Annotated in this window: 15 protein-coding genes and 3 pseudogenes; 10 read left to right on the forward strand and 8 right to left on the reverse strand. The window is 73.6% G+C overall.

Annotated elements, in window-relative coordinates:
- Nucleotides 1-115: 115 nt before the first annotated feature.
- A pseudogene (locus BS72_RS40090) lies at nt 116-508 on the forward strand (hypothetical protein); the annotation flags it as partial.
- 139 nt (nt 509-647) lie between these two features.
- A complete protein-coding gene (locus tag BS72_RS40095) occupies nt 648-1,151 on the forward strand; it encodes a maleylpyruvate isomerase family mycothiol-dependent enzyme (RefSeq protein ID WP_407639030.1) in 504 nt (167 codons plus the stop codon).
- A 91-nt stretch (nt 1,152-1,242) separates the two neighbouring features.
- Here the strand turns inward: BS72_RS40095 and BS72_RS29215 are convergent, their stop codons facing one another.
- Nucleotides 1,243-1,677 (reverse strand): MarR family winged helix-turn-helix transcriptional regulator, encoded by a 435-nt coding sequence (locus BS72_RS29215; protein WP_051951803.1) that lies wholly within the window; start codon nt 1,675-1,677, stop codon nt 1,243-1,245.
- Nucleotides 1,678-1,762: 85 nt separating this feature from the next.
- Here BS72_RS29215 and BS72_RS29220 point away from each other — a divergent pair.
- Together BS72_RS29220 and BS72_RS32890 are read left to right on the forward strand one after the other, a co-directional pair.
- A pseudogene (locus tag BS72_RS29220) lies at nt 1,763-3,285 on the forward strand (MFS transporter).
- Between the two features lie 291 nt (nt 3,286-3,576).
- The gene (locus BS72_RS32890) at nt 3,577-3,933 is read left to right on the forward strand and encodes a DUF6332 family protein (protein ID WP_157856353.1); all 357 of its coding nucleotides are present in this window, start codon (nt 3,577-3,579) and stop codon (nt 3,931-3,933) included.
- A gap of 234 nt (nt 3,934-4,167) precedes the next feature.
- Here BS72_RS32890 and BS72_RS29230 read toward each other — a convergent pair.
- A pseudogene (locus tag BS72_RS29230) lies at nt 4,168-4,860 on the reverse strand (TetR/AcrR family transcriptional regulator); the annotation flags it as partial.
- Nucleotides 4,861-5,008: 148 nt separating this feature from the next.
- On the opposite strand from BS72_RS29230, the gene BS72_RS29235 reads away from it, so the two are divergent.
- Complete coding sequence (locus BS72_RS29235; RefSeq protein WP_037914834.1) at nt 5,009-5,488, forward strand: nitroreductase/quinone reductase family protein; 480 nt, start codon at nt 5,009-5,011, stop codon at nt 5,486-5,488.
- Between the two features lie 49 nt (nt 5,489-5,537).
- On the opposite strand, the gene BS72_RS29240 is transcribed toward BS72_RS29235, so the two are convergent.
- A complete protein-coding gene (locus tag BS72_RS29240) occupies nt 5,538-6,782 on the reverse strand; it encodes a geranylgeranyl reductase family protein (protein ID WP_037914835.1) in 1,245 nt (414 codons plus the stop codon).
- Nucleotides 6,783-7,399: 617 nt separating this feature from the next.
- On the opposite strand from BS72_RS29240, the gene BS72_RS29245 reads away from it, so the two are divergent.
- Nucleotides 7,400-8,773, forward strand: coding sequence for a dipeptidase (locus BS72_RS29245; protein ID WP_037914836.1), 1,374 nt, complete (start codon nt 7,400-7,402; stop codon nt 8,771-8,773).
- A 185-nt stretch (nt 8,774-8,958) separates the two neighbouring features.
- On the opposite strand, the gene BS72_RS29250 is transcribed toward BS72_RS29245, so the two are convergent.
- The 4 genes from BS72_RS29250 to BS72_RS29270 form a co-directional block, all read right to left on the reverse strand.
- Nucleotides 8,959-9,975, reverse strand: a complete 1,017-nt coding sequence (locus tag BS72_RS29250) for an NUDIX domain-containing protein (protein ID WP_037914837.1) — start codon at nt 9,973-9,975, stop codon at nt 8,959-8,961.
- A 565-nt stretch (nt 9,976-10,540) separates the two neighbouring features.
- Nucleotides 10,541-11,248 (reverse strand): DUF2797 domain-containing protein, encoded by a 708-nt coding sequence (locus BS72_RS29255; protein WP_232792563.1) that lies wholly within the window; start codon nt 11,246-11,248, stop codon nt 10,541-10,543.
- Between the two features lie 664 nt (nt 11,249-11,912).
- Nucleotides 11,913-12,419 (reverse strand): ATP-binding protein, encoded by a 507-nt coding sequence (locus BS72_RS29260; protein WP_078901938.1) that lies wholly within the window; start codon nt 12,417-12,419, stop codon nt 11,913-11,915.
- Nucleotides 12,420-13,458: 1,039 nt separating this feature from the next.
- Nucleotides 13,459-14,667 carry an IS110 family RNA-guided transposase gene (locus BS72_RS29270; protein WP_037910641.1) on the reverse strand — a complete coding sequence of 403 codons (1,209 nt, stop codon included), beginning with the start codon at nt 14,665-14,667 and terminating at the stop codon, nt 13,459-13,461.
- A 696-nt stretch (nt 14,668-15,363) separates the two neighbouring features.
- Between BS72_RS29270 and BS72_RS29275 the strand changes: the two genes are divergently transcribed.
- From BS72_RS29275 to BS72_RS29290, 4 genes are all read left to right on the forward strand, one after another.
- Nucleotides 15,364-16,269 (forward strand): alpha/beta fold hydrolase, encoded by a 906-nt coding sequence (locus BS72_RS29275; protein ID WP_078901723.1) that lies wholly within the window; start codon nt 15,364-15,366, stop codon nt 16,267-16,269.
- 231 nt (nt 16,270-16,500) lie between these two features.
- On the forward strand, nt 16,501-17,331 hold the full coding sequence (locus BS72_RS29280) for a molybdopterin-dependent oxidoreductase (protein ID WP_107498912.1): 831 nt from the start codon (nt 16,501-16,503) through the stop codon (nt 17,329-17,331).
- The gene (locus BS72_RS29285; RefSeq protein WP_051951806.1) at nt 17,312-18,019 is read left to right on the forward strand and encodes a cytochrome b/b6 domain-containing protein; all 708 of its coding nucleotides are present in this window, start codon (nt 17,312-17,314) and stop codon (nt 18,017-18,019) included. Before BS72_RS29280 ends, BS72_RS29285 begins: the two co-directional genes overlap by 20 nt.
- A gap of 152 nt (nt 18,020-18,171) precedes the next feature.
- Nucleotides 18,172-18,540: a hypothetical protein gene (locus BS72_RS29290; RefSeq protein ID WP_107498913.1), complete on the forward strand. Its 369-nt coding sequence runs from the start codon at nt 18,172-18,174 to the stop codon at nt 18,538-18,540.
- A gap of 201 nt (nt 18,541-18,741) precedes the next feature.
- On the opposite strand, the gene BS72_RS29295 is transcribed toward BS72_RS29290, so the two are convergent.
- Complete coding sequence (locus BS72_RS29295; RefSeq protein ID WP_037914848.1) at nt 18,742-19,572, reverse strand: DeoR/GlpR family DNA-binding transcription regulator; 831 nt, start codon at nt 19,570-19,572, stop codon at nt 18,742-18,744.
- Nucleotides 19,573-19,813 lie beyond the last annotated feature (241 nt).

The following is a 19,813-nucleotide window of genomic DNA, read 5'->3' on the forward strand; positions in this document are numbered from 1 at the left end:
ACCGGGTGATCCGACGGAAGCGGAAAGCGTCACGGACCACGGCGGGATGGGCCACCGCGGTGGCGCGGGCGTGTCCGGGACCGGGCGTTCGGGGTTGTCCACAGGCGGCGCTTTCATGCTGGTGCTCGCCGGTCCGGCGCCTCTAAGATCATCACCGAGGAGGCCCACATGGCTGCTGACGTGGGCGGAGGACACCGTCCGGCGGTTCGGAACACCGCCACGGGGGCGGCCATGGGCGGTCCGGAGAGCGGCTCCCGGGCCGGACGGAAGGGGTGAGTGGCGTGCGGTTCCGGCGGGTGCGTGCGGTGGTGGTTCCGGTGCGTCGGGTTCGGGCGCTGCCGGCCGGGGCGGCGGTGCGCGTTCAGGACGAGGCGGAGCGGTGAGCCGGCCCACGTACCGGAGCTGGACGCCCGAGGCGTACACCGCTGTGCTGCGCACGGAGGGGGAGTTGCTGGCCGCCGCGGCCGGCGCGGCCGGGCCGGCCGCACTGCTGCCGAGCTGCCCGGGGTGGCGGGTGACCGACCTGCTGCGGCACACCGGAGCGGTGCACCGGTGGGCGGCCGGTCATGTGGCGAAGGAAGAGCCCGTGCCGTCCTACGAGGAGACCGAGGAGCGGTCTCCGTCCGGCCCGGACGCTGCCCTGGTACGTGGAGTCGCACCGCCGCCTGCTGGACGTCCTCGCCGACGCCCCCGCGGACCTGGACTGCTGGCACTTCTTCGCCGCGCCCTCCGCGTTGGAGTTCTGGTCCCGCCGCCAGGCGCACGAGACCACGGTGCACCGGGTCGACGCCGAACTCGCCCTTGGCGTCGAACCGTCCCCCGTGGCGGCGGACTTCGCGGCGGACGGCGTGGAGGAACTGCTGGCCGGCTTTCACTCCAGGGAGCGCAGCCGGGTGCGCACCGCGTACCCCCGCACGCTGCGGATGCGCGCGCAGGACGTCCCGGGCGCGCAGTGGCTGGTGCACCTGTCCGACGCGCCGCCGCGGACCGAGCGGGACGATGCGGGGGAGAGGCCGGCGGACTGCACGGTGGCGGCGCCGGCCGGGCAGCTGTACCTGGCCCTGTGGAACCGCGCCTCCTACGAGGAACTGGCGGTCGAGGGAGACGGGTCGCTGATCGACCTGTGGCGGCGCACTTCGGCGATCGGCTGAACCCGGTCGGTCGGACCGGGCGGCCGGACGCATCCGGCAGGTCCGGCGGATTCGCGCGGGTCCGGCCCGGACCCGCCGGGTCGGCGGTGGTTCAGCGGGTGCTGTCGACGGAACCGGCGTGGGCGTCCGCGAGCTGCCCCGAGGGCAGCATCCGCTCCAGGACGGCGAGATGGCCCGGGCGGGCCTGCTCGTAGCGCTCACGACCGGTGGTGGTGATGGCGACCCGCACGCCGCGGCGGTCTTCGCTGCAGACGCCGCGGTCGACCAGGCCGTCCTTCTCCAGCCGGGCCACCAGCCGGGACAGCGCGCTCTGGCTGAGGTGGACGCGGTCGGCGAGCTCCTGCACGCGGAAGGTGCAGCCGTCGTCGGAGGAGCCGGTGGCGAGCATGTCCAGTACTTCGAAGTCACTGGCGCACAGTCCGAACTGACTGAGTTCGCGGTCGATCTCGCAGGCCGTGCGCGCGTGAACGGCCAAGATGTCCCGCCACTCCGCCACGAGCGCGCGCTCACTCCTGTCGCCGGTCATGCGGTCACGGTAGCAGAACTCCCGCCCGTATGCGCGGTCATTAAATGCGCTTGCATTGAATGCAGGTGCATGTAACCTGGCGCCCATGACCTCTCCGTCATCTGTGACATCGAAAGCTCCCGACTCGGCCGCTCAGTGGAGCGCCCGCCAGTGGGGGACCTTGCTGGTGCTGTGCGCCGCCCTCTTCCTCGATGCCCTCGACGTGTCGATGGTCGGCGTGGCGCTCCCGTCCATCGGGACGGACCTCCACCTGTCCACGTCCTCGTTGCAATGGGTCGTCAGCGGCTACGTCCTCGGCTACGGCGGATTGCTTCTCCTGGGTGGCCGGGCGGCCGACCTGCTCGGCAGGCGCAGGGTCTTCCTCGTCGCGCTCGCCGTCTTCGCCGTCGCCTCGCTGCTCGCCGGGATCGTCCACTCCGGCGACCTGCTCATCGCCACCCGCTTCGTCAAGGGCCTGAGCGCCGCCTTCACCGCGCCCGCAGGTCTGTCGATCATCACCACCTCCTTCGCCGAGGGCCCGATCCGCAACCGCGCGCTGACCATCTACTCCAGCTGCGGCGCGACCGGCTTCTCGATGGGGCTGGTGCTCTCCGGCTTCCTCACCGAGGCCGGATGGCGCTGGACGATGCTGCTGCCGGCCCCGTCGCGGTGGCCGCCCTGATCGTCGGCGTCAAGCTCATTCCGCGGTCGCCGCGGGAGGACGCCTCGGGCGGATACGACCTGCCGGGCGCGGTGACCGGCACCGGCTCCATGCTGCTGCTGGTCTTCACCGTCGTGTCCGCCTCCCAGGCGGGTTGGCTCTCCGTCCGCACTCTGGGCTCCTTCGCGGCGGTGGCCGTCCTGCTGGCTGTCTTCGTCCTGGTGGAGAGCCGTTCGGCCCACCCGCTGGTGCGCCTGGCCGTCCTGCGCTCCGCCGCCCAGGTGCGTGCCAACCTCGGTGCCGCCACGTTCTTCGGCTCCTACGTCGCCTTCCAGTTCCTGGTCACCCAGTACCTCCAGAACGTCCTCGGCTACAGCGCCATGGAGACGGCCCTGGCCTTCCTGCCCGCCGGCGGCCTGGTGGCCGTGCTGTCGACCAGGATGGGTCCGGTGGTCGACCGGTTCGGAACGCCCAGGGTGATCGCCTTCGGCTTCACCTCCCTGGTCCTCGGCTACCTGCTCTTCCTGCGGATCAGCCTGCACCCGAGCTATCCGGCGGTCATCCTGTCCTCGATGCTGCTGCTGGGCGCCGCCTTCGCCACGTCCTTCCCCGCGCTGAACATCCAGGCCACCAACGGCGTCGACGACCGGGAGCAGGGCATGGTCTCCGGGCTGCTGAACACCTCCTTCCAGGTGGGCGGCGCCGTCTTCCTCGCCGTGGTGACCGCCGTGGTGACCGCCCATCAGGGAAGCGCGGCGCACGCCACCCCGCAGGCGGTGCTGGACAGTTACCGGCCCGGCCTGTGGGTGGTCGCCGGTATAGGAGCGGCCGGGCTGCTGCTGACCCTGTCCGGGCTGCGCCGCCGCCGGGCCTCCTACGGCATGCTCCTCGCCTCCTCCGCGGACGGCCGCGCCACCGACGTGACGGACCGGGTCGACGACCGGGCTGAGGCGCTGCTGCGCGACTGACCACCTGTCACCCGCGATCATGTCCGGGCGGCTGGCCCCCTTTGTCACCGACGGCAGCGGGGCCGGCCGCCCAGACGGGTGGGCGGCGATCGGGACGGCCGCTCTGGGCGGACGGCTGTGAACGGCGGCTGTGAACGGTGGTGGTGAACAAGTCGCCGGAATGCAGCCGTTCCGTCAAATCCGGCATCCACTGTTCAATGAATTGATCTCATCATAAGAACCGGCATCCGAACCTGTGTCAGGGAGGGCCGTGGCAGACTGAGGGCGGGCGAAGAGGGGGAGGCAGGCGGTATGCGCGGAGGCCGGACGCAGAGTGAACGGGACGCGACCACACTTGAGTTGGTCTTCGCCGCCATCACCGGCGCGCTGCTCGCCGCGGCCGGCTTTGTGGCCGTCCTCAGCCCCGTCCTCGCCGGTGCCGCGCACGGCTCGGCCCGCAAGGGCTGTGTCACCGGGGCCGTCATCCTCGCGGCAGCCCTCTTCTGCGGCCGCGTCGCCCTGACGCTGCGCCGCTTCGAGCGGCAGAACCGGCTGCACTGGAGGGACCCGCACTACGTGGACGAGCCGCGCGCCTCCTCTGCCGAGGAGTCCCGCACGAGGCCGACGGGCGTCCCGGCTCGGCCGGGCAGGTCCGGCCCCGAATCCTGAGACGGCGCGACCGGCTGCTTCCGCACGTGGGCGCCCGGGTGCGTCCCGGCGGTCCCGACTGCTCGGTCCGGCGCCCGACGGGTGGAGGTGTCGCGGCTACTCCGAGGGGAGATGGGCGCCGAGCGGTTCGGCCGCCTTTTCCGGGAACGACTCGGAAGATCCCGTGCCCGTCGACTCGGACGGTGCCAGGAACGGCACCACGGTTGGCGCCCGGGTCGCGCGGGAGGCTGCGGGACGGATGCCGACGTGGGTGGCGAGTGTCGCCGCTGCCAGGTCGAAGAACGGACCAGGTGCCTCGACGACCCGGTTGAACTGGCCGAACACCTCGAAGCTGACCAAGCCGAAGACCTGCGCCCAGGCGGCCACCAGTGCCGCGACGGTGGTGAAGGGCAGCTCCGGGGCGATTTCGGAGGCCAGCCGGCCGGCGTCCGCCCGGACCGGCGCCGCCAGCATCGCGTCTCCGGGTGCTGTCAGCCGACCGGTGCGGTAGGCGTCCCGGACCACCGTGACCAGGGCCAGGGCGACCCGCGCGGCCGGGGCCACGGTGTCGGCCGGCGCCGCGTAGCCGGGCACCGGAGACCCGTAGACGAGCGCGTACTCGTGGGGATGGTCCACGGCCCAGTCCCGTGCCGCGCGGCACACCGACACCCAGCGCTCGATCGGGTCGGCGTCCCCTACCTCGGCCAGCGCTGCCTCCGACGCTGCTCCTATCGCGTCGTACGCGTCGATGATCAGAGCGGTGAGCAGGTCGTCTCGGCTGGGGAAGTACCGGTAGAGGGCAGAAGAGACCATGCCCAACTCGCGTGCGACGGCTCGCAGCGACAGCCGCGTGGGTCCCTCCACGGCCAGCTGGCGCCGGGCCTCCTCCTTGATGGCGGTGGTGACCTCTTCCCTCGCCCGTTCCCTCGCTCCGCGGATCGCACTCATGGGGCCATTGTGCCATGCGAGGGATCGCCGATCAAAAAAGAGAGCAGTGCTCTTGCGGTGGCGCGAGTGAGCGTGCACACTGTTCTCAAGAGAGAGCACCGCTCACACAAGGGGCGGTTGAACGAGCGGGTTGAACGAGGGAGTCATCATGTCCGGAACCACCGCGCCGTCCGCATCCGCCTCGCACGTCCAGAAGCCCGGCTGGTTCACGGTCAACGTCCTCAACCGCGCGGTCGCGTGGCTGACCCGCAGGGGGATCAGCGTGTGGGGCTCTCGCGTTCTGGCTGTCCGCGGCCGCAAGAGCGGTGAGTGGCGGCACACCCCGGTGAACGTGCTGAGCCTCGAAGGCGAGCGGTATCTGGTGGCCCCGCGCGGCCACGTCCAGTGGACCCGCAACATGCGGGCGGCAGGCGGTGGGCAGCTCCTGCTGGGCCGGCAGGCGGAGCAGTTCACGGCCGTGGAGATCGGGGACGACGAGAAGCCGGCCGTACTGCGCGGCTACCTCAAGCGCTGGAAGGCCGAGGTCGGCGTCTTCTTCGGCGGGGTGGGGCCTGAATCCACCGACGCGCAGCTGCGCGAGATAGCCCCTCGACACCCCGTCTTCCGGATCGTCCGGGACGGCGAGTGACAGGTCCGGCCGCGGCGGTCGCCGGTTCGAACGACCGCCGCGGGAGCGGTCAGGCGCGGTCGGCGGCGTTCAACGCGCGGCGGGCGATCGGATGGGTGCGCACCAGCTCCGCCAGGGACCGCTTGCCCCGGGTGATACCGGCGAAAGCACGCCAGGCGGGCGGGAAGGTGGTGAGAGCCGCGTGCAGCAGCCCCGGGCGGCGCTCGAAGAGCGCCAGCATGCGGCGGCCGACACCCATCTCCACCCCGAGGCCGGCCTTGACGGCGAAGGCGTAGTTGAGCGCCTGGCGGCGGGCGTCCACCGCGTCGTGCGCTTCGGCGATGCGCACCGCCCACTCGCCCGCCAGGCGGCCGGAGCGCAGCGCGTAGGAGATGCCCTCGCGGGTCCACGGTTCCAGCAGTCCGGCGGCGTCGCCGCAGACCAGTACCCGGCCGCGGGAGAGAGGGGAGTCATCGGCACGGCAGCGGGTCAGGTGGCCGGAGGACACGCTCGGTTCGAAGCCGGCGAGGCCGAGGCGGGCCACGAAGTCGTCCATGTACCGCTTGGTGGCTCCGCCGTCACCGCGGGCGGAGATCACCCCGACGGTCAGGGATTCCCCCTTGGGGAAGACCCAGCCGTAGCTGCCCGGCAGCGGCCCCCAGTCGATGAGCACCCGCCCGGCCCAGTCCTCCGCCACGGACGCGGGCACCGGGATCTCCGCCTCCAGGCCGAGGTCGACCTGGTCGACCTTGACCCCCACGTGTGCTCCTATCCGGCTGGCGCTGCCGTCGGCGCCGACCACGGCGCGCGCGTACACGACCTCCTCCTCGGCCCGCTTGCCGGAGCCGCTGAGCACCACCGCCACGGTGCGCCGGTCGGGTACGCCCGGACCGTGCTGTTCCACCCGGGAGACCGTCACGCCGGTGCGCAGCTCGGCGCCGGCGGCGCAGGCGGCCTCGACCAGGCCGTTGTCGAACTCGGGCCGGTTGATCAGGCCGAAGAGCATCTGGCGGGAGCGCTTGGTACGGGTCAGCCGGCCGTTGAGGCTGAAGGTCACCGCGTGCACGCGGTCACGCAGCGGAAGCTCGAAGCCGGGAGGAAGAGCGTCCCGGGACGGGCCGATGATGCCGCCACCACAGGTCTTGTACCGGGGCAGCTCGGCCTTCTCCAACATCAGCACCCGCCGTCCGGTGAGCGCTGCCGCGTGGGCAGCCGAGGCACCCGCCGGGCCCGCACCGACCACTACGACGTCCCAGACCGGGTGGGCCCCGCCTTCCGCCGCACCGCTGTCCTGCGCCGCCTGCTCACCGCTCACGTCGTTTTCGCTCCCGCTCGCCACGCCGGCTGACCTCGGCTCGTCCTCGCTGTTCAGGGCTCATTCGGAAGCATCCTATTGTGCCCGGTCGCACGGGTTCGTCGCGGGCGGCGGCGTCCGGGCCCGCGGTGCGCCCTGGGCGAGGACGGGAGCACGCCAGGACCCGGCCTTCGCGGGCGGGGCCGTGCGGGGCCGGACGGCGCCCTCGGGCGAACGAGGCGGCACGCCTCGGCGCTTGGTGCCAGGCCCGGAAGGCTGGGGACGAGTGGCGTCGCTGCCTGGGTCGCGGGGCGGGCACGGCACGAGGCGCCCATGCCCCTCGTGCCGTGCCGCGCTGCCGACCGCCGACTCGGGTGCGGGCCGGGGTGCGACCGGCTATGGGATCGCTGCGGGACACCTCGGTGGACCCCGGTGAGCGCGGCTCGGTCGGCTCGTGCTTGCCTGTACGGGCCGGCAGGCCGCGGGGGCCGAACGCGCGCGGCCGGTACCCGCGGTGCCGGCCGGGTGAACCGGCACCGAACCGGCCGGTGTCCGCTCGTGCTTGCGTTCACCTGTCCGGCTGACTGCCCCGCCGTCTTCTGCGGCTTCCGTGCCGCCGTCCCCGTCAGGAGTTGCCCATGTCGTCCGCTCCACTCGCTGAGACCGTCGCCTCCTTGGTGCCCCGCGCCAAGGGTGAGTTGGCCGAGCTGGTCTCCTTCCCCTCGGTGGCCGACGAACGGGTGTTTCCGCGCGCCGAGTGCGAGAAGGCCGCCCGGTGGATCGTCCGGCTGCTCCAGGAGGAGGGCTTCCAGGACGTCGAGCTGCTGGAGACGCCCGACGGCAGCGAGTCGGTCTACGGCTGCCTGCCCGGCCCCGAGGGCGCGCCGACGGTGCTGCTGTACGCCCACTACGACGTGCAGCCGCCGCTGGACGAGTCGGCCTGGCTCTCACCGCCCTTCGAGCTCACCGACCGGGACGGCCGGTGGTACGGTCGCGGCGCGGCCGACTGCAAGGGCGGCCTGCTGATGCACGTCACGGCGTTGCGCGCGCTGCGGGAGCACGGTGGGGTGCCGGTCACGGTCAAGCTGATCGTGGAGGGCTCCGAGGAGCAGGGCACCGGCGGCCTGGAGCGGTACGCCGAGCAGCACCCAGCACTGCTGGCCGCGGACACCATCGTCGTCGGCGACACGGGGAACTTCCGGCTGGGCCTGCCCACCGTGACCTCCTCCCTGCGCGGCATGGCGCTGGTGGAGGTGCGGGTGGCCACCCTCGCGGGCAACCTGCACTCCGGACAGTTCGGCGGCGCCGCTCCGGACGCCCTGGCGGCGCTGATCGCCATGCTGGCCTCGCTGCGGGACGCGGACGGGTCCACCACCGTCGACGGCCTGGACGCCACCGGCAGTTGGACCGGTATCCAGTACGAGGAAGCCGACTTCCGCCGGGACGCCCAGGTGCTGGACGGCGTGCAGCCGATCGGCTTCGGCACCGTGGCCGACCGCCTGTGGGCGCGGCCCGCCGTCACCGTCCTGGGGATCGACGCACCCGCGGTGGTCGGGGCGACCCCCTCCGTCCAGGCCCGCGCCGGCGCGCTGGTGAGCCTGCGCGTTCCGCCCGGGTTCGACGCCGCGGCCAGCGCCGACGCCCTGGAGGCGCACCTGCGTGCGGCGGCGCCCTGGGGGGCGAAGGTCGAGGTGGAACGGCGCGGCAGCGGCGAGCCGTTCGCCGCCGACACCGCGAGTCCGGCGTACGCCGCGATGGCGGAGGCACTGCGGGAGGCCTACGGGCAGGACATGGCGATCGCCGGCCAGGGCGGTTCCATCCCGCTGTGCAACACCCTCGCGAACCTCTACCCGGAGGCGGAGATCCTGCTGATCGGGTTGAGCGAGCCGGAGGCGCACATCCACGCGGTGAACGAGAGCGTGTCCCCCGAGGAGTTCGAACGCCTCTCGCTGACCGAGGCCCTCTTCCTCCAGCGCTACGCGGCGGCTCGCTCCCTCCAGCCGTCCGCCTGACCTCTCCGCCGCTCGGGGCACCGGTGCCCCGAGCGGCACCACGACCGCGCCGTCGGGAACCCGCCGGCCCGCCGGCTTACCTGCCGCGACCGGGCCGGCGGGGCGGTGTCCTCGTGCCCGGCGACGGCGGCGACGGCCGGCACCCGGCAGGTCCCGAGCGAGCCCGCCGGGGGTCGGCGGGCGCGTCAACGGGCGGGCTGACCGGCCTCCAGGTTCAGCGGACGCCCCTGCTCGCGGGCGCGAAGGGCCCACCGCAACCGGTCCAACCGGGCGGCGGGCAGCAGGTCGGCGGCCTCCTCCTCGGTGACGAAGCGCCAGCCGCGCAGCTCGTCGCGGGGGAGGAGGAGACGGCTGATGGTCCGGGGAGTCACGTGCCCGCCGTCGAAGAGCAGCCGGAGGCCGCCGTGGCCGGGCGGGTGGGGCGGCTCCCAGTCGACCACGAGCAGGTCGAGGCCGGCGGCCACCTGTATGCCCAGTTCCTCCGCGACCTCGCGGTGTCCCGCCCGGGCCGGCGACTCCCCGCGCTCCACTATGCCGCCCGGGAACTCCCAGCCGGGCTTGTAGGTGGGGTCGACCAGGAGGACGCGGTCAGCGTCGTCGAAGAGCAGCACACCGGAGGCCACGGTCTCGGCCCGCGGTTCCGGCGTCTGAACGATGGCGCGGGCGCCCCCGCCCGCGCTGACCGCCTCGGCGACGGCGCAGGCCGCCTGCCGCGGGGTGAGCCCGGTCGTGTCCACCACGTGGGCGTCCTGGACCAGCCAGGGCAGGGCGGCCGCGTAGTCGGCGAGCCGGCGCAACGCCCGGTCGCGGGCTGCGGGGCCGGCTTGCGCGTGGGCGAGGGCGCGTTCACGCAGGATCGTTTCTCCTGGTTCCAGCAGCAGATGCCGGATCTCCACGCCACGGGCGGCGAGCCCGCCGAAGACCTCGTCGCGGTGCTCCTGGCGCAGCAGTGCCACCGGGGCCACCAGCACCCCGCCGACCTCGGCCAGCAGTGACGCCGCGGACTCCACCAGCAGACGCCGCCACATCGGCAGGTCCTGGTATTCGGCGACCTCCTGGAGCTGCTTCTCGGGCAGCAGCCGGCGCAGGCACTCGCTCAGCGCCGCCGGGTCGAAGAGGGTGCTCTCCGGTACCAGGTCCAGCATCTCGTGGGCCACGTCGGCTTTGCCCGCGCCGAACGCGCCGTTCACCCAGATGATCACGGTGCCCCCTTCTCCTTGACGCCTACGAACTGCCCGGATCATCGGCCCCGGCAAACGCGCCCATCGCCTCTTGCGGCGGGTAGCGACCGCACTGCGGGATCGTGACCACCGCCCGGAGCGGGCGGACGGCCCATTGCGCGAGGTCGACCGACTCCGGTGCGGCACAGTGGTGCTGACGGCACATCGGCGACCGACGCCGTCGGGAGGGGGGATCGGAAAAGGGCCTGTGTGGGCCCTGGGTGAGTCGGCGTGGCCGTGGTGGAGGTGTTCGCCCAACAGTCTGCCCGATCGGCCCGGCCTCAGGGCAGGGGAATTCCCCGTGGGGCGGGCCGGGGTGCTCCGGCCGGGCCGTACTGCCGTGGTGGTGTGGAGGGGCGCGAGGCCCAAACGTCGTCCAGGTGGTGGCGAAGACCAGGCCGGTACGCAGCCGGACAGGAGAGCGCGAGCGAGGGACGGGACCGAGGAACGGGAACCCGGAACGGGACCAGGGAATGGGACAGCGGCCCGGGGGAGGGCAGGCCGGGCGAAAGGCCCGGCCGCGAGAGGCGAAGCGCCGGCCAGACGGTCAGAAGAGCGGCTGCGGCGGTGGAGTGGAACGCGGCGCCGGCGTGGACGGGAACGGCGCCCCGGGTGAGGAGGACGACCGTGCCAGGGGCCAGCCGCAGGTCAGCCGGGTGTCCAGGAGAACGGCTCCGGAGGGTGCGTCCACCACCAGATCGTGTCCGGCGGCCACGGTGACGGTGCCGACCAGGGCGCCCCCGGGGACCAGTTCGCTGATCGCGGAGGCCGGTGCGGAAGGCGGCGGATCGGCGTCGAGCCCGAAGGAGGCGGTGTGGTCGTCGTACTGGAAGGGGCGCAAGCGCAGCGCCTCGGGGAGCCGGTCGCGCAGCCCCGCCGCTTCGGCGTACAGCGCCGCCAGCTCGGCCCTCCGCTCGGCGGTGGGCGGCAGCTGGTGCCGAGCCGCCCGCTTGGCGGTGTCCCGCACCCTGTCGGGCAGCCGCAGCGCCGCCCCGAGCACCGCCTCCGTGCGGCGTGCCGTCATCAGCGGGCCCTCGCCCAGGAACGCCGAGCAGACGGCTGCCTGTTCCAGCAGCCGCAGGCCGCCCCGCGCCGCCGAAGTGATCCCCACCTTGTGCAGGCCGACGCCGAAGGAGGCGAGATAGACCGCGTACGGTCGCGGGTCGCCCGGGACGGTGTCCGCCGCCACCGACGCACTGCGGTCCAGTGCCGCGCACGGCTCGCACTGGTCCCGGCGCGCCCGTGCGTCCAGCACCGCCTCCTCCGCGCACGGGATCCGGCGCCCCGCCCGCCACACACCTCCGCAGAGCCGCTCCGCGTCCGGGCCCAGGGCGAACCCCACCGGCCCCCCGACCCGCAGGGGGCTCGTACGCCGCCCGTGGCGCGGGTGCCACCACACCCAGTACGCCCCCTCCTGCTGCCATCGCACCCCGCCGCACCGCCACACCTCCGGCTCCCCACGTCCAGCGCGCCCGTCGGCATCCGCTCCAGGCGGCGGCCGGGCACGGCTCCTCATCGGCCGCCTCCCGCGGACCCGCCCGCGCGGACGGCGGCCGCACCGTACGTACGCAGCCTAGGCGCGCCCACTGACAGCGCCCGCGCCGAAGCGTTCCGTGCTCCGGAGACGGCCGGGGGACCCCGGCGAAGACCGCTCTGGAAGGACACGCGCCGCCCTACCCGAAGGCGGTGGCGGACGGCAGCCGAGCCGGCCAGCCCGCCCGCCCGCTCGGCACGTCGGGGGACCCGGGCCCGTGGACCGGGCACTCCTGCCACTCCTGCCGCTCCCGGCGCCTGGCTCGAACGGGCCGGCCGCCGCTCTCGCAAGGGAGCGGCGGCCGGCCCGTCGGGGGTGCGTGGCGCTGTGGGGCGCTGCGCCGGCGCACGCCGGGTGCGCGGGCAGGTGGGGTCTGGGGTTCGGGTCAGGCGACCGAGGCGGCCACGGCGAGGCGCTCTCGCAGGGCGGGTTCCTCCACGGGCGTGCTGGTGGTCCTGAGCGGCACCAGTGTGGGCACCGGGCCCGGCCTGCGCAGGACGAACCACACCACCTTGCCGTCGTCGTCGGGCAGCAGGTCGGTGCCCCAGCCGTCGCACAGCGCTTCGACCATGGCCAGGCCGCGGCCGGTGGTGGCGGTCGGCTCCATCGGCTGGACGTGCGGCAGTCGCGGGTCGCTGTCGGCCACGGCCACCGTCAGGCGGTCGGGCAGCAGGGTCAGCTTCACCGAACACCGCTTGTCCGGCCTGGCGTGCCGGTGGACGTTGGCCAGCAGTTCGCTGATGCCCGTCGAGGCGGCGTCGACGAGGGGTTCGAGGCGCCAGTAGCGAAGCTGTGCCGAGACGATCCGGCGGATCTGCTGGATCCGGTACGGATGCGCCTCGAGTTCGAGCGCGCACTCACGTGCGGCTGGGTCGGTCTGGTCGGATTGCATGATCACGGCTGCGACTCCCTCCGCGGTGGCCGGCCCCGGCGAGCGGGGCTCGGGTGCACACCGCATTGATGGGAACACCTGAGCGGCAATGCGTAGAGTGACTGCGGCAGTACTCCGTGATGCGTAATCAGGTTCACCCGTTGCGGGGGCGTACGCAACTCGGGGTGCCCGCGCATGTACGGGCTGTTCGGGTGATCTTTCCATGACCGTGCGGGGACTCGTTCGCCCCGGCGTGTTCCCGTTCGCCGCCACGCCGTCGTCGGCCGCCGCGGCGGTGGCCTTGGGCCGCGCCGACCGCCCCGGCCTGCGGCAGTCGCAGGCCGCGTGGCTCTGGACCCGGGCCGCTGCCATCCGGCGCCGTCGAACGGTTGCGGGGGATCGTGCCCTCGCCGCCGCGTGGAGGCGTGGTCGACTGGGAGGCGGTCCACCGCCGGTTCGGCCCTCGCCTCCCGCAGGACCACCGTGGCTTCGTCTCCGTCCAGCGGGGCGGCGCGCTCGACGGTGTACGAAGGGCGGCTCCGCCGGGCGCGGTGGTGGATGTGCGCACCAGCGGCAACACCCCGGCATTCCGACCAGCCGATTCGACCGGTACGAGGACGTCATGCACCGGGCCGTGGAAGAGCTGGGTCGTGTCATGCGGCCGCCTCCGAGGGCGGCGGTGTGCTCGGCTGGGAGGCGCCGCGTGCTGATACCGGTTGGGAGTTCCGGCGGACTGCCGCGACTTCGGCGCGGTGTACGGGATGGGATCGATCAGCGACTCGATCGGCGTCCACACGCCGCCCTTCGACGGTTGTCCGCAGGAGGACCACGTGCTCTTCCGGGCTCAATGGCCGCCGACGGACGGGACTCTGACCTGGGCGCCGAACGAGGGCGGTGACGAATTCCCGTTGCGGTGCACTGGCGACCCCGATCAGTGGCGGGGCGGTGTCCCGGCCCAGGGCCCGCGGCCGTGACCACGAATACGCCGTGGGGGTGGTCGAGTTCCTCCTGCGTCTGGTGCGGGGGGGTGCCTCTATGTCTTTCGTCAAGTTTGGGGTGGTCATGCGGTGGCTGCATCGGATTGGGGTGGGTCGTAGAAGGTTCCGTCGCGGAGCATGGCGAACAGGACGCTGATGCGGTGGCGGGCGAGTCGGAGGAGGGCTTGGGTGTGGGTTTTGCCGCGGGTCCGGCATTTGTCGTAGTAGGTGCGGGAGGCGGGGTCGTGGAGGGCGGCGAAGGCGGAGAGGAACATCGCGCGTTTGAGCTGGCGGTTCCCGCTTCTGGGGGCGTGCTCGCCGTGGATCGAGGTTCCGGAGGATCTGGTCGCTGGTGCCAGGCCGGCGTAGGAGGCGAGGTGGGCGGCGCTCGGGAAGGATCTGCCGTCGCCGACGGTGACCAGGAGGACTGCGGCGGTCCTGACGCCGACGCCGGGCAGTGACGTCAGGACCTGGGAAAGAGGGTGGGCCTCCAGGAGTTCGCTGATCTGGGCTTCCAGGGCTCGGCGTTGCTCGTGGACGGCCGCGAGGGAGCGGGCCAGGGACGGGACGACGATGTCAAGGGTGCCGGTGCCGGGGACGGTGACGGTCTGTTCGTCGAGGGCGTCGAAGATGTCGTCGATGAGTCGGGTGGCCATGCGGGGGGCCTTGGGGCGGATCAGTTCGACGAGCTTGCGGCGGCCGGCTGTGCGTAGGGCGGTCGGGGATCCGTGGCGTTCCAGGAGCCAGGTGACGGCCTGGTGGTCCAGACGCGGGCCCAGGACGCGTTCGAGGCTGGGGTGGAACTGGGTGAGCAGGCCGCGTATCCGGTTGGAGGTGCGGGTGGCCTCTGCTGCGAGGTCCTGGTCGAAGCCGATGAGGACGGTGAGTTCGGCGGTGATCTCGTCGGTGAGTTCCAGCGAGCGCAGGGTGTGGGGCATGGTGCGGGCGGCGTCTGCGATCACTGCGGCGTCTTTGGCGTCGGTCTTGGCCTCGCCCGGGTAGAGGTCGGCGATCCGGCGCATGGCAAGGCCCGGCAGGTAGGCGACCCGGCAGCCCGCGTCGCGGGCCACGGCCAGTGGCAGGGCGCCGATCGAGGCGGGCTGGTCCACGACCACCAGCACGGTGCCGAACTTCGCCGCGAGCTTGCCGAAGACCGCCCGCAGCTTCGGTTCGCTGTTGGGCAGCTGCTTGTCGAAGACCGTCTTGCCGGTCGGCGTCAGGCCGTGCCCGTGGTGGGTGCTCTTGCCGACGTCCAGTCCGAGGAAGACGCCCACACCGCTTGTGTCGATCACCGTGCCCCCACATGCTCGTTGCCTGCTGGCCTGGGCATCGGGGCCGTTCTCGCGCATCCACGTTATGCAGACCTGCCGCCCGCGGATGGCCGGGCATTGCGCCGGGCCGGGCGGCGGCCGGACCTCTCATCAGCGTCTCCGACGGCACCCCTCGGGCCCGGTGACACCACCCCCCAGGTCATCCGATCGACAGGGGGCAAAAGTCATACCGGGCCCGGAGGCCAGCGGCCCTCTTGCAGGACCACGAAAAACATAACGGGACGTCCACCCGCCGCTCGGCGCCGAGTTGGAGCTGCCGGCCGTGTTCGACCCGTGGCGTGACGAGGAGCAGCGGATGCTCGACGAGGCCGGTGATCTTGAGGGATTCCGACCCGGGCGGCCGGCTTCAGGGGGCGTCACCCTCTCCTCGCCTTTCGGACCTCCCGGCAGCCGGTCGCCCAGGCGCGGCCCCCGACGTGCCCCCCCGACGTGATCCGCCCCGGCCTGATCCGCGCCGCCACGACGTCCGCCGACTGCCGGTGGTCCGGCACACCGCCCCCGCACGCTGGGCCCAGGAGCCCGGCCGGAGCAGGACCATCACGCCGTGACCAAGGCGGCGCGTTGCCCGCGCGACCGCACGGCCCATAGCCTCGGTGGGCCGGGCGGGGAGCTCGGCAGGCCGCCGTTCGGCGGGCTGATCCCCAGGGGAGGACCCTCATGACCGCGCAGACCGTACCGGTCCCAGGCGCGCCTGCCGCCGACGGCTCCGGGAGGCCGGCCCAGCGCACCGTGCGGGCACACGATGTCGTCCTCGCCTACGAGGAGCACGGTGGCCCCGCCGGCGACGGCTCCGAGGCGCCGCCGCTGCTGCTTGTGCACGGCCACCCCTTCGACCGGACGCTGTGGCGGCCGCAGTCCGCCGCGTTCCCCGGGCGCCGGGTGATCCTCCCCGACCTGCGCGGCTACGGGCACAGCGGCGGAGTGCCGCAGCCGGGCGGCAAGACCCTCCTGGAGGTGTACGCCGCCGACCTCGCGGCCCTGCTCGACGCGCTCGGCGTACCGCGGGCGGTCCTGGGCGGGATCTCCATGGGCGGGCAGATCGTCATGGAGTTCCTGCGCCTCTTCCCCGAACGGGTCGCGGGGGTGGTGCTGGCCGACACCTCCGCGCAGGGCGAGTCCGAACCGGCCCGCCAGGAGCGGCGCGAACGGGCCGACCTTCTGGAACGGGAGGGGATGGCGGGATACGCGCACGCCGTCCTCGACTCGATGATCACACCCGCCAACGCGGCCGCCCTGCCGGACGTCGCCGGGCACGTGCTCGGCATGATGCTCGCCGCCCCGCCGGCCGGGGCCGCCGCCGCCCTGCGCGGTCGCGCCGAGCGGGCCGACCGCACCGCCCTGCTGGCGCAGATCGCGGTACCCGCCCTCGTCGTCGTCGGCCGGGAGGACGTCTTCACGCCGGTCGCCGACGCGGAGTTCCTGCACGCGCGCATCCCCGGAGCCCGGCTCGCCGTCATCGACGGGGCGGGTCACCTGCCGAACCTGGAGCGGCCGGAGGCGTTCAACGCCGCCGTGGCCGAACTGCTGGCCATGGTGCCGCTGGAGGACGGCGGCGAGGCCTGATCGGGCGCGCGGCCACGGCCGGGGCACCGTTCCCGGCGGTCGCCGCGCGCCGCCCGGACGCCCCGGGGCTCCGCCGTCCGCGAAGGCCCCGTCAGGGCTCCGCGAAGGCCCTGAAAGGGCCCCGACACCTCAGCCATGGCAAGGGGGTACGACGATTCGCCGGCGGCACGCCGCCGGACTCTGGCCCGCCGGACTCTGGCCCGCGGGCCCGGCACGTGCTCGAATCACGGCATGGACAACGACACGGCCGCCGGCGGGCCCACGGCCGGCGGACACCGCGGCGGCGACCCGGTGCCGCTCGACCCGCCGGGCGGACCGCACCAGGAACCCCCGGAGAGCGGCACGGCGGACGACGAGCGCGAGGGCACCCCCGTGGGCAGGCGCCTCGTGCTCGGCATGCTCGGTCTGGGCGCGGCCGGAGTCGCGGTGGGCGGCGCCCTCCAGGACCGGATCGACTCCGTACTGGCCGCCGTCAGCGCCAAGGACCCCGTCGGTGTGACCGGACTGCTGCCCGGCGGCGGGGGGTTCCGGTTCTACTCCGTGGCGAACTCGATCCCGCACCGCTCGGAGGCCGACTACCGGCTCACCGTCGACGGGCTGGTGGACCGCCCCGCCTCGTACCGGCTCTCCGACCTGCGCGCGCTGCCGCAGACCCGACTGGTGCGCGACGTCCAGTGCGTCACCGGTTGGCGGGTGCCGAACACCGCGTTCTCGGGCGTGCTGCTCTCGACCCTGCTGGACGCCGCCGGGGTCCGCCATCCCGGCACCGCCGTCCACTTCACCTGCTTCGACGGCGTCTACACCGAGAGCCTCACCCTGGAGCAGGCCCGCCGTTCCGACATGCTGGTCGCGCTCACCATGGACGGCAGGCCGGTGACCGCTGCCCACGGCGGCCCGGTACGGCTGTACGCGGCGCCCATGTACTTCTACAAGTCCGCGAAGTGGCTTTCGGGCATCACGGTCACCGAGCACGTTCGGCGCGGCTACTGGGAGGAGTACGGTTACGCCGTCGACGGATGGGTCGGGAGGTCCAACGGGCGCCATGACCAACCCACTTCCTGACCGCCTCCCGCGCGCGAACGCCGGGGACGGTCCCCTCCCGGAGAGCGTGCGGCGGTTCAGCCGTGCCGAGACCTGGGTGCACCGCTCGCTGGCCTGGCTGATGGGCGTGTGCGCCGTCACGGCGGCCGTCCTGTACCTGCCGCCGCTGGGTGAACTCGTCGGCCGGCGCCGCCTGGTGGTCACCGTCCACGAGTGGTCCGGGATCGCGCTGCCGGTGCCGGTCCTGCTGGGGCTCGTCTCGCGGGCGTTCCGGGCCGACGCGCGGCGACTGGGCCGGTTCCAGCCGCACGACCGGCAGTGGCTGCGCGCAGCCCTGCGACGGCGCCGCCGCGAGCCGGGCCTGGCCGGGAAGTTCAACGCCGGCCAGAAGCTGTACGCCGCGTTCACCGTCGGCTTCGTCCTGGTGATGGCGGGAACCGGGCTGATCATGTGGTTCCCGCGGCTCACGCCGCTGCTGTGGCGCACCGGAGCGACCTTCGTCCACGACTGGCTGGCTCTTCTGGTCGCCGCCGTGGTCGCCGGGCACGTCTACTTCGCCGCCATCGACCCCGAGGCCCGCCGTGGCCTGCGGACCGGCCGGGTGGCGCGCTGGTGGGCCGGCAGTGAGCACCCCCTGTGGCGTCCGGAACCGGCCGAACCGCCGGAACCACCTGATCCGCCTGAACTGTCCGCAGGGGAACGCGAGTAGGCCGGGCCCGCCCGTCGACCCGCAGGAGTCCCTCGCCTGGGTGATTTGTCGACCAGAGGGTTGACCGTGTAAGAGTGGGCGGAACTGCTTGGGGGAGCGTTGAGGGGCGAGCCGTCACCGTCACCCCTGCCGGAGGAGACGAGACCCGCCCGATGAGCACCAGTCCTGTGCCCGAGCCCGAGGAGCCGCCTGTCCCCGACGACGTCTGGGACCGGTTCCTCAACGACACCGAGCGCGACATCCGAGCCTCGGCGCCCAAGGAGCCCTCAGCCCGCGCCCGGGTCGTGGCCCGGCGGCTGCGCGAGATGGACGCCCGCACCGCCGAGGGCTCCGGCCGCGTCCCGCGCCGCGGCGCCCGCGAGGCGTCCGACACGCGGCGGCGTCCGGCCGCCGTACCGGGCGACGGCCGGAACCGCCGCTTCGGCTGGCTGCGCTCCGTGGCGACGGTCGTCGGGGTGGTCGCCGTCGTCCTGTTCGTCCTGGCGCCCACGCGCTTCTGGGACCTGATCTCCGGCAACTGACCGCCCTGCCGTACGGGCCGGGCCGCACCACGCGGGTGCGGCCCGGCCGCTCCGGTATCCGGCCTGGCCCCGGAACCCCGCAGGACGCGCGCGGGGGGAAGCGGGCTCAAGGGGAGCCATGTGGCCGCGGCCGGGGAGCCGCCGGCCGTGGCGCCGCGCGTCCCCCGGCGCGCGGCCGGGACCGCCAGGTGCGCCGGGGTGTCAGCTCTCGGCGGCGGCCGGGGGCTCGCCCGCCACCACGAGGTCCGCCAGGTGCTCGGCGATCTCCTCGCGCAGCACCTCGGGGATGCCGGCGTCCGTCACCAGGGTGTCCACGTCCTCCAGGGTGGCGAAGGAACTCAGGCCGACGGTGCCCCACTTGGTGTGGTCAGCGATCACCACGACCCGCCGCGCCGACCGCACGAACTGCCGGTTGGTCTCCGCCTCGGCCAGGTTCGGCGTGGACAGGCCCGCCTCCACCGAGATGCCGTGCACGCCCATGAAGAGCAGGTCGAAGTGGAGTGAGCGGATCGCCCGGTCGGCCACCGGGCCGACCAGCGTCTCGGACGGGGTGCGCAGCCCGCCGGTGATCACCACCGTCGCCGCGCCGCCGTGGCTGCCCATCCGACGCTGGCCGGACTGGAAGACGTCGGCGACACGCACCGAGTTCGTCACCACCGTCAGGTCCGGCACGTCCAGCAGGTGCTGCGCCAGCGCGTAGGTGGTGGTGCCGCCGGCCAGGGCGATGGCGCTGCCCGGCGAGACCAGGGTGGCGGCGGCCCGGGCGATGGCCTCCTTCGCGCCCAGCTCCAGCCCCGACTTGGCCTCGAAGCCCGGTTCGTGGCTGCTCGGCTCGGCCACCGGCACGGCCCCGCCGTGGACCTTCTCGACCACGCCCTGGCGGGCCAGCGCGTCCAGATCGCGGCGGACGGTCATGTCCGAGACGTTCAGCCGCCGGGTCAGCTCGTTGACCCGCACCCCGCCGCGTCGCCGCACCTCGTCGAGGATCAGGGCCCGACGCTGTTCCGCGAGGAGGTTCTGGTTGTCGCTCACCCGTGACCTCGTCCCGTCCGTTCTCGTTGTTCCAGTGCGCCCTGCGCGTCGCGCGCGGTCCGCTCGCGCCTGCCGCCGCCGGCCCTGCGGACCGGCGGAGCGCTGCCGTCATCCTTCCACGCCTCAACCCGCGCCGGGTACGGAGTGGCCAGGCTCGTGGCTGATCCCGGCGGCCCGCTCCACCGCGGCGCCTGCTCCCGGTCGTCCGGCGGCCGGCTGCGGTCGGTCGGTGGCCGGGCGG

The organism is Actinacidiphila yeochonensis CN732 (assembly GCF_000745345.1).
GTDB classification, from domain to species: domain Bacteria; phylum Actinomycetota; class Actinomycetes; order Streptomycetales; family Streptomycetaceae; genus Actinacidiphila; species Actinacidiphila yeochonensis.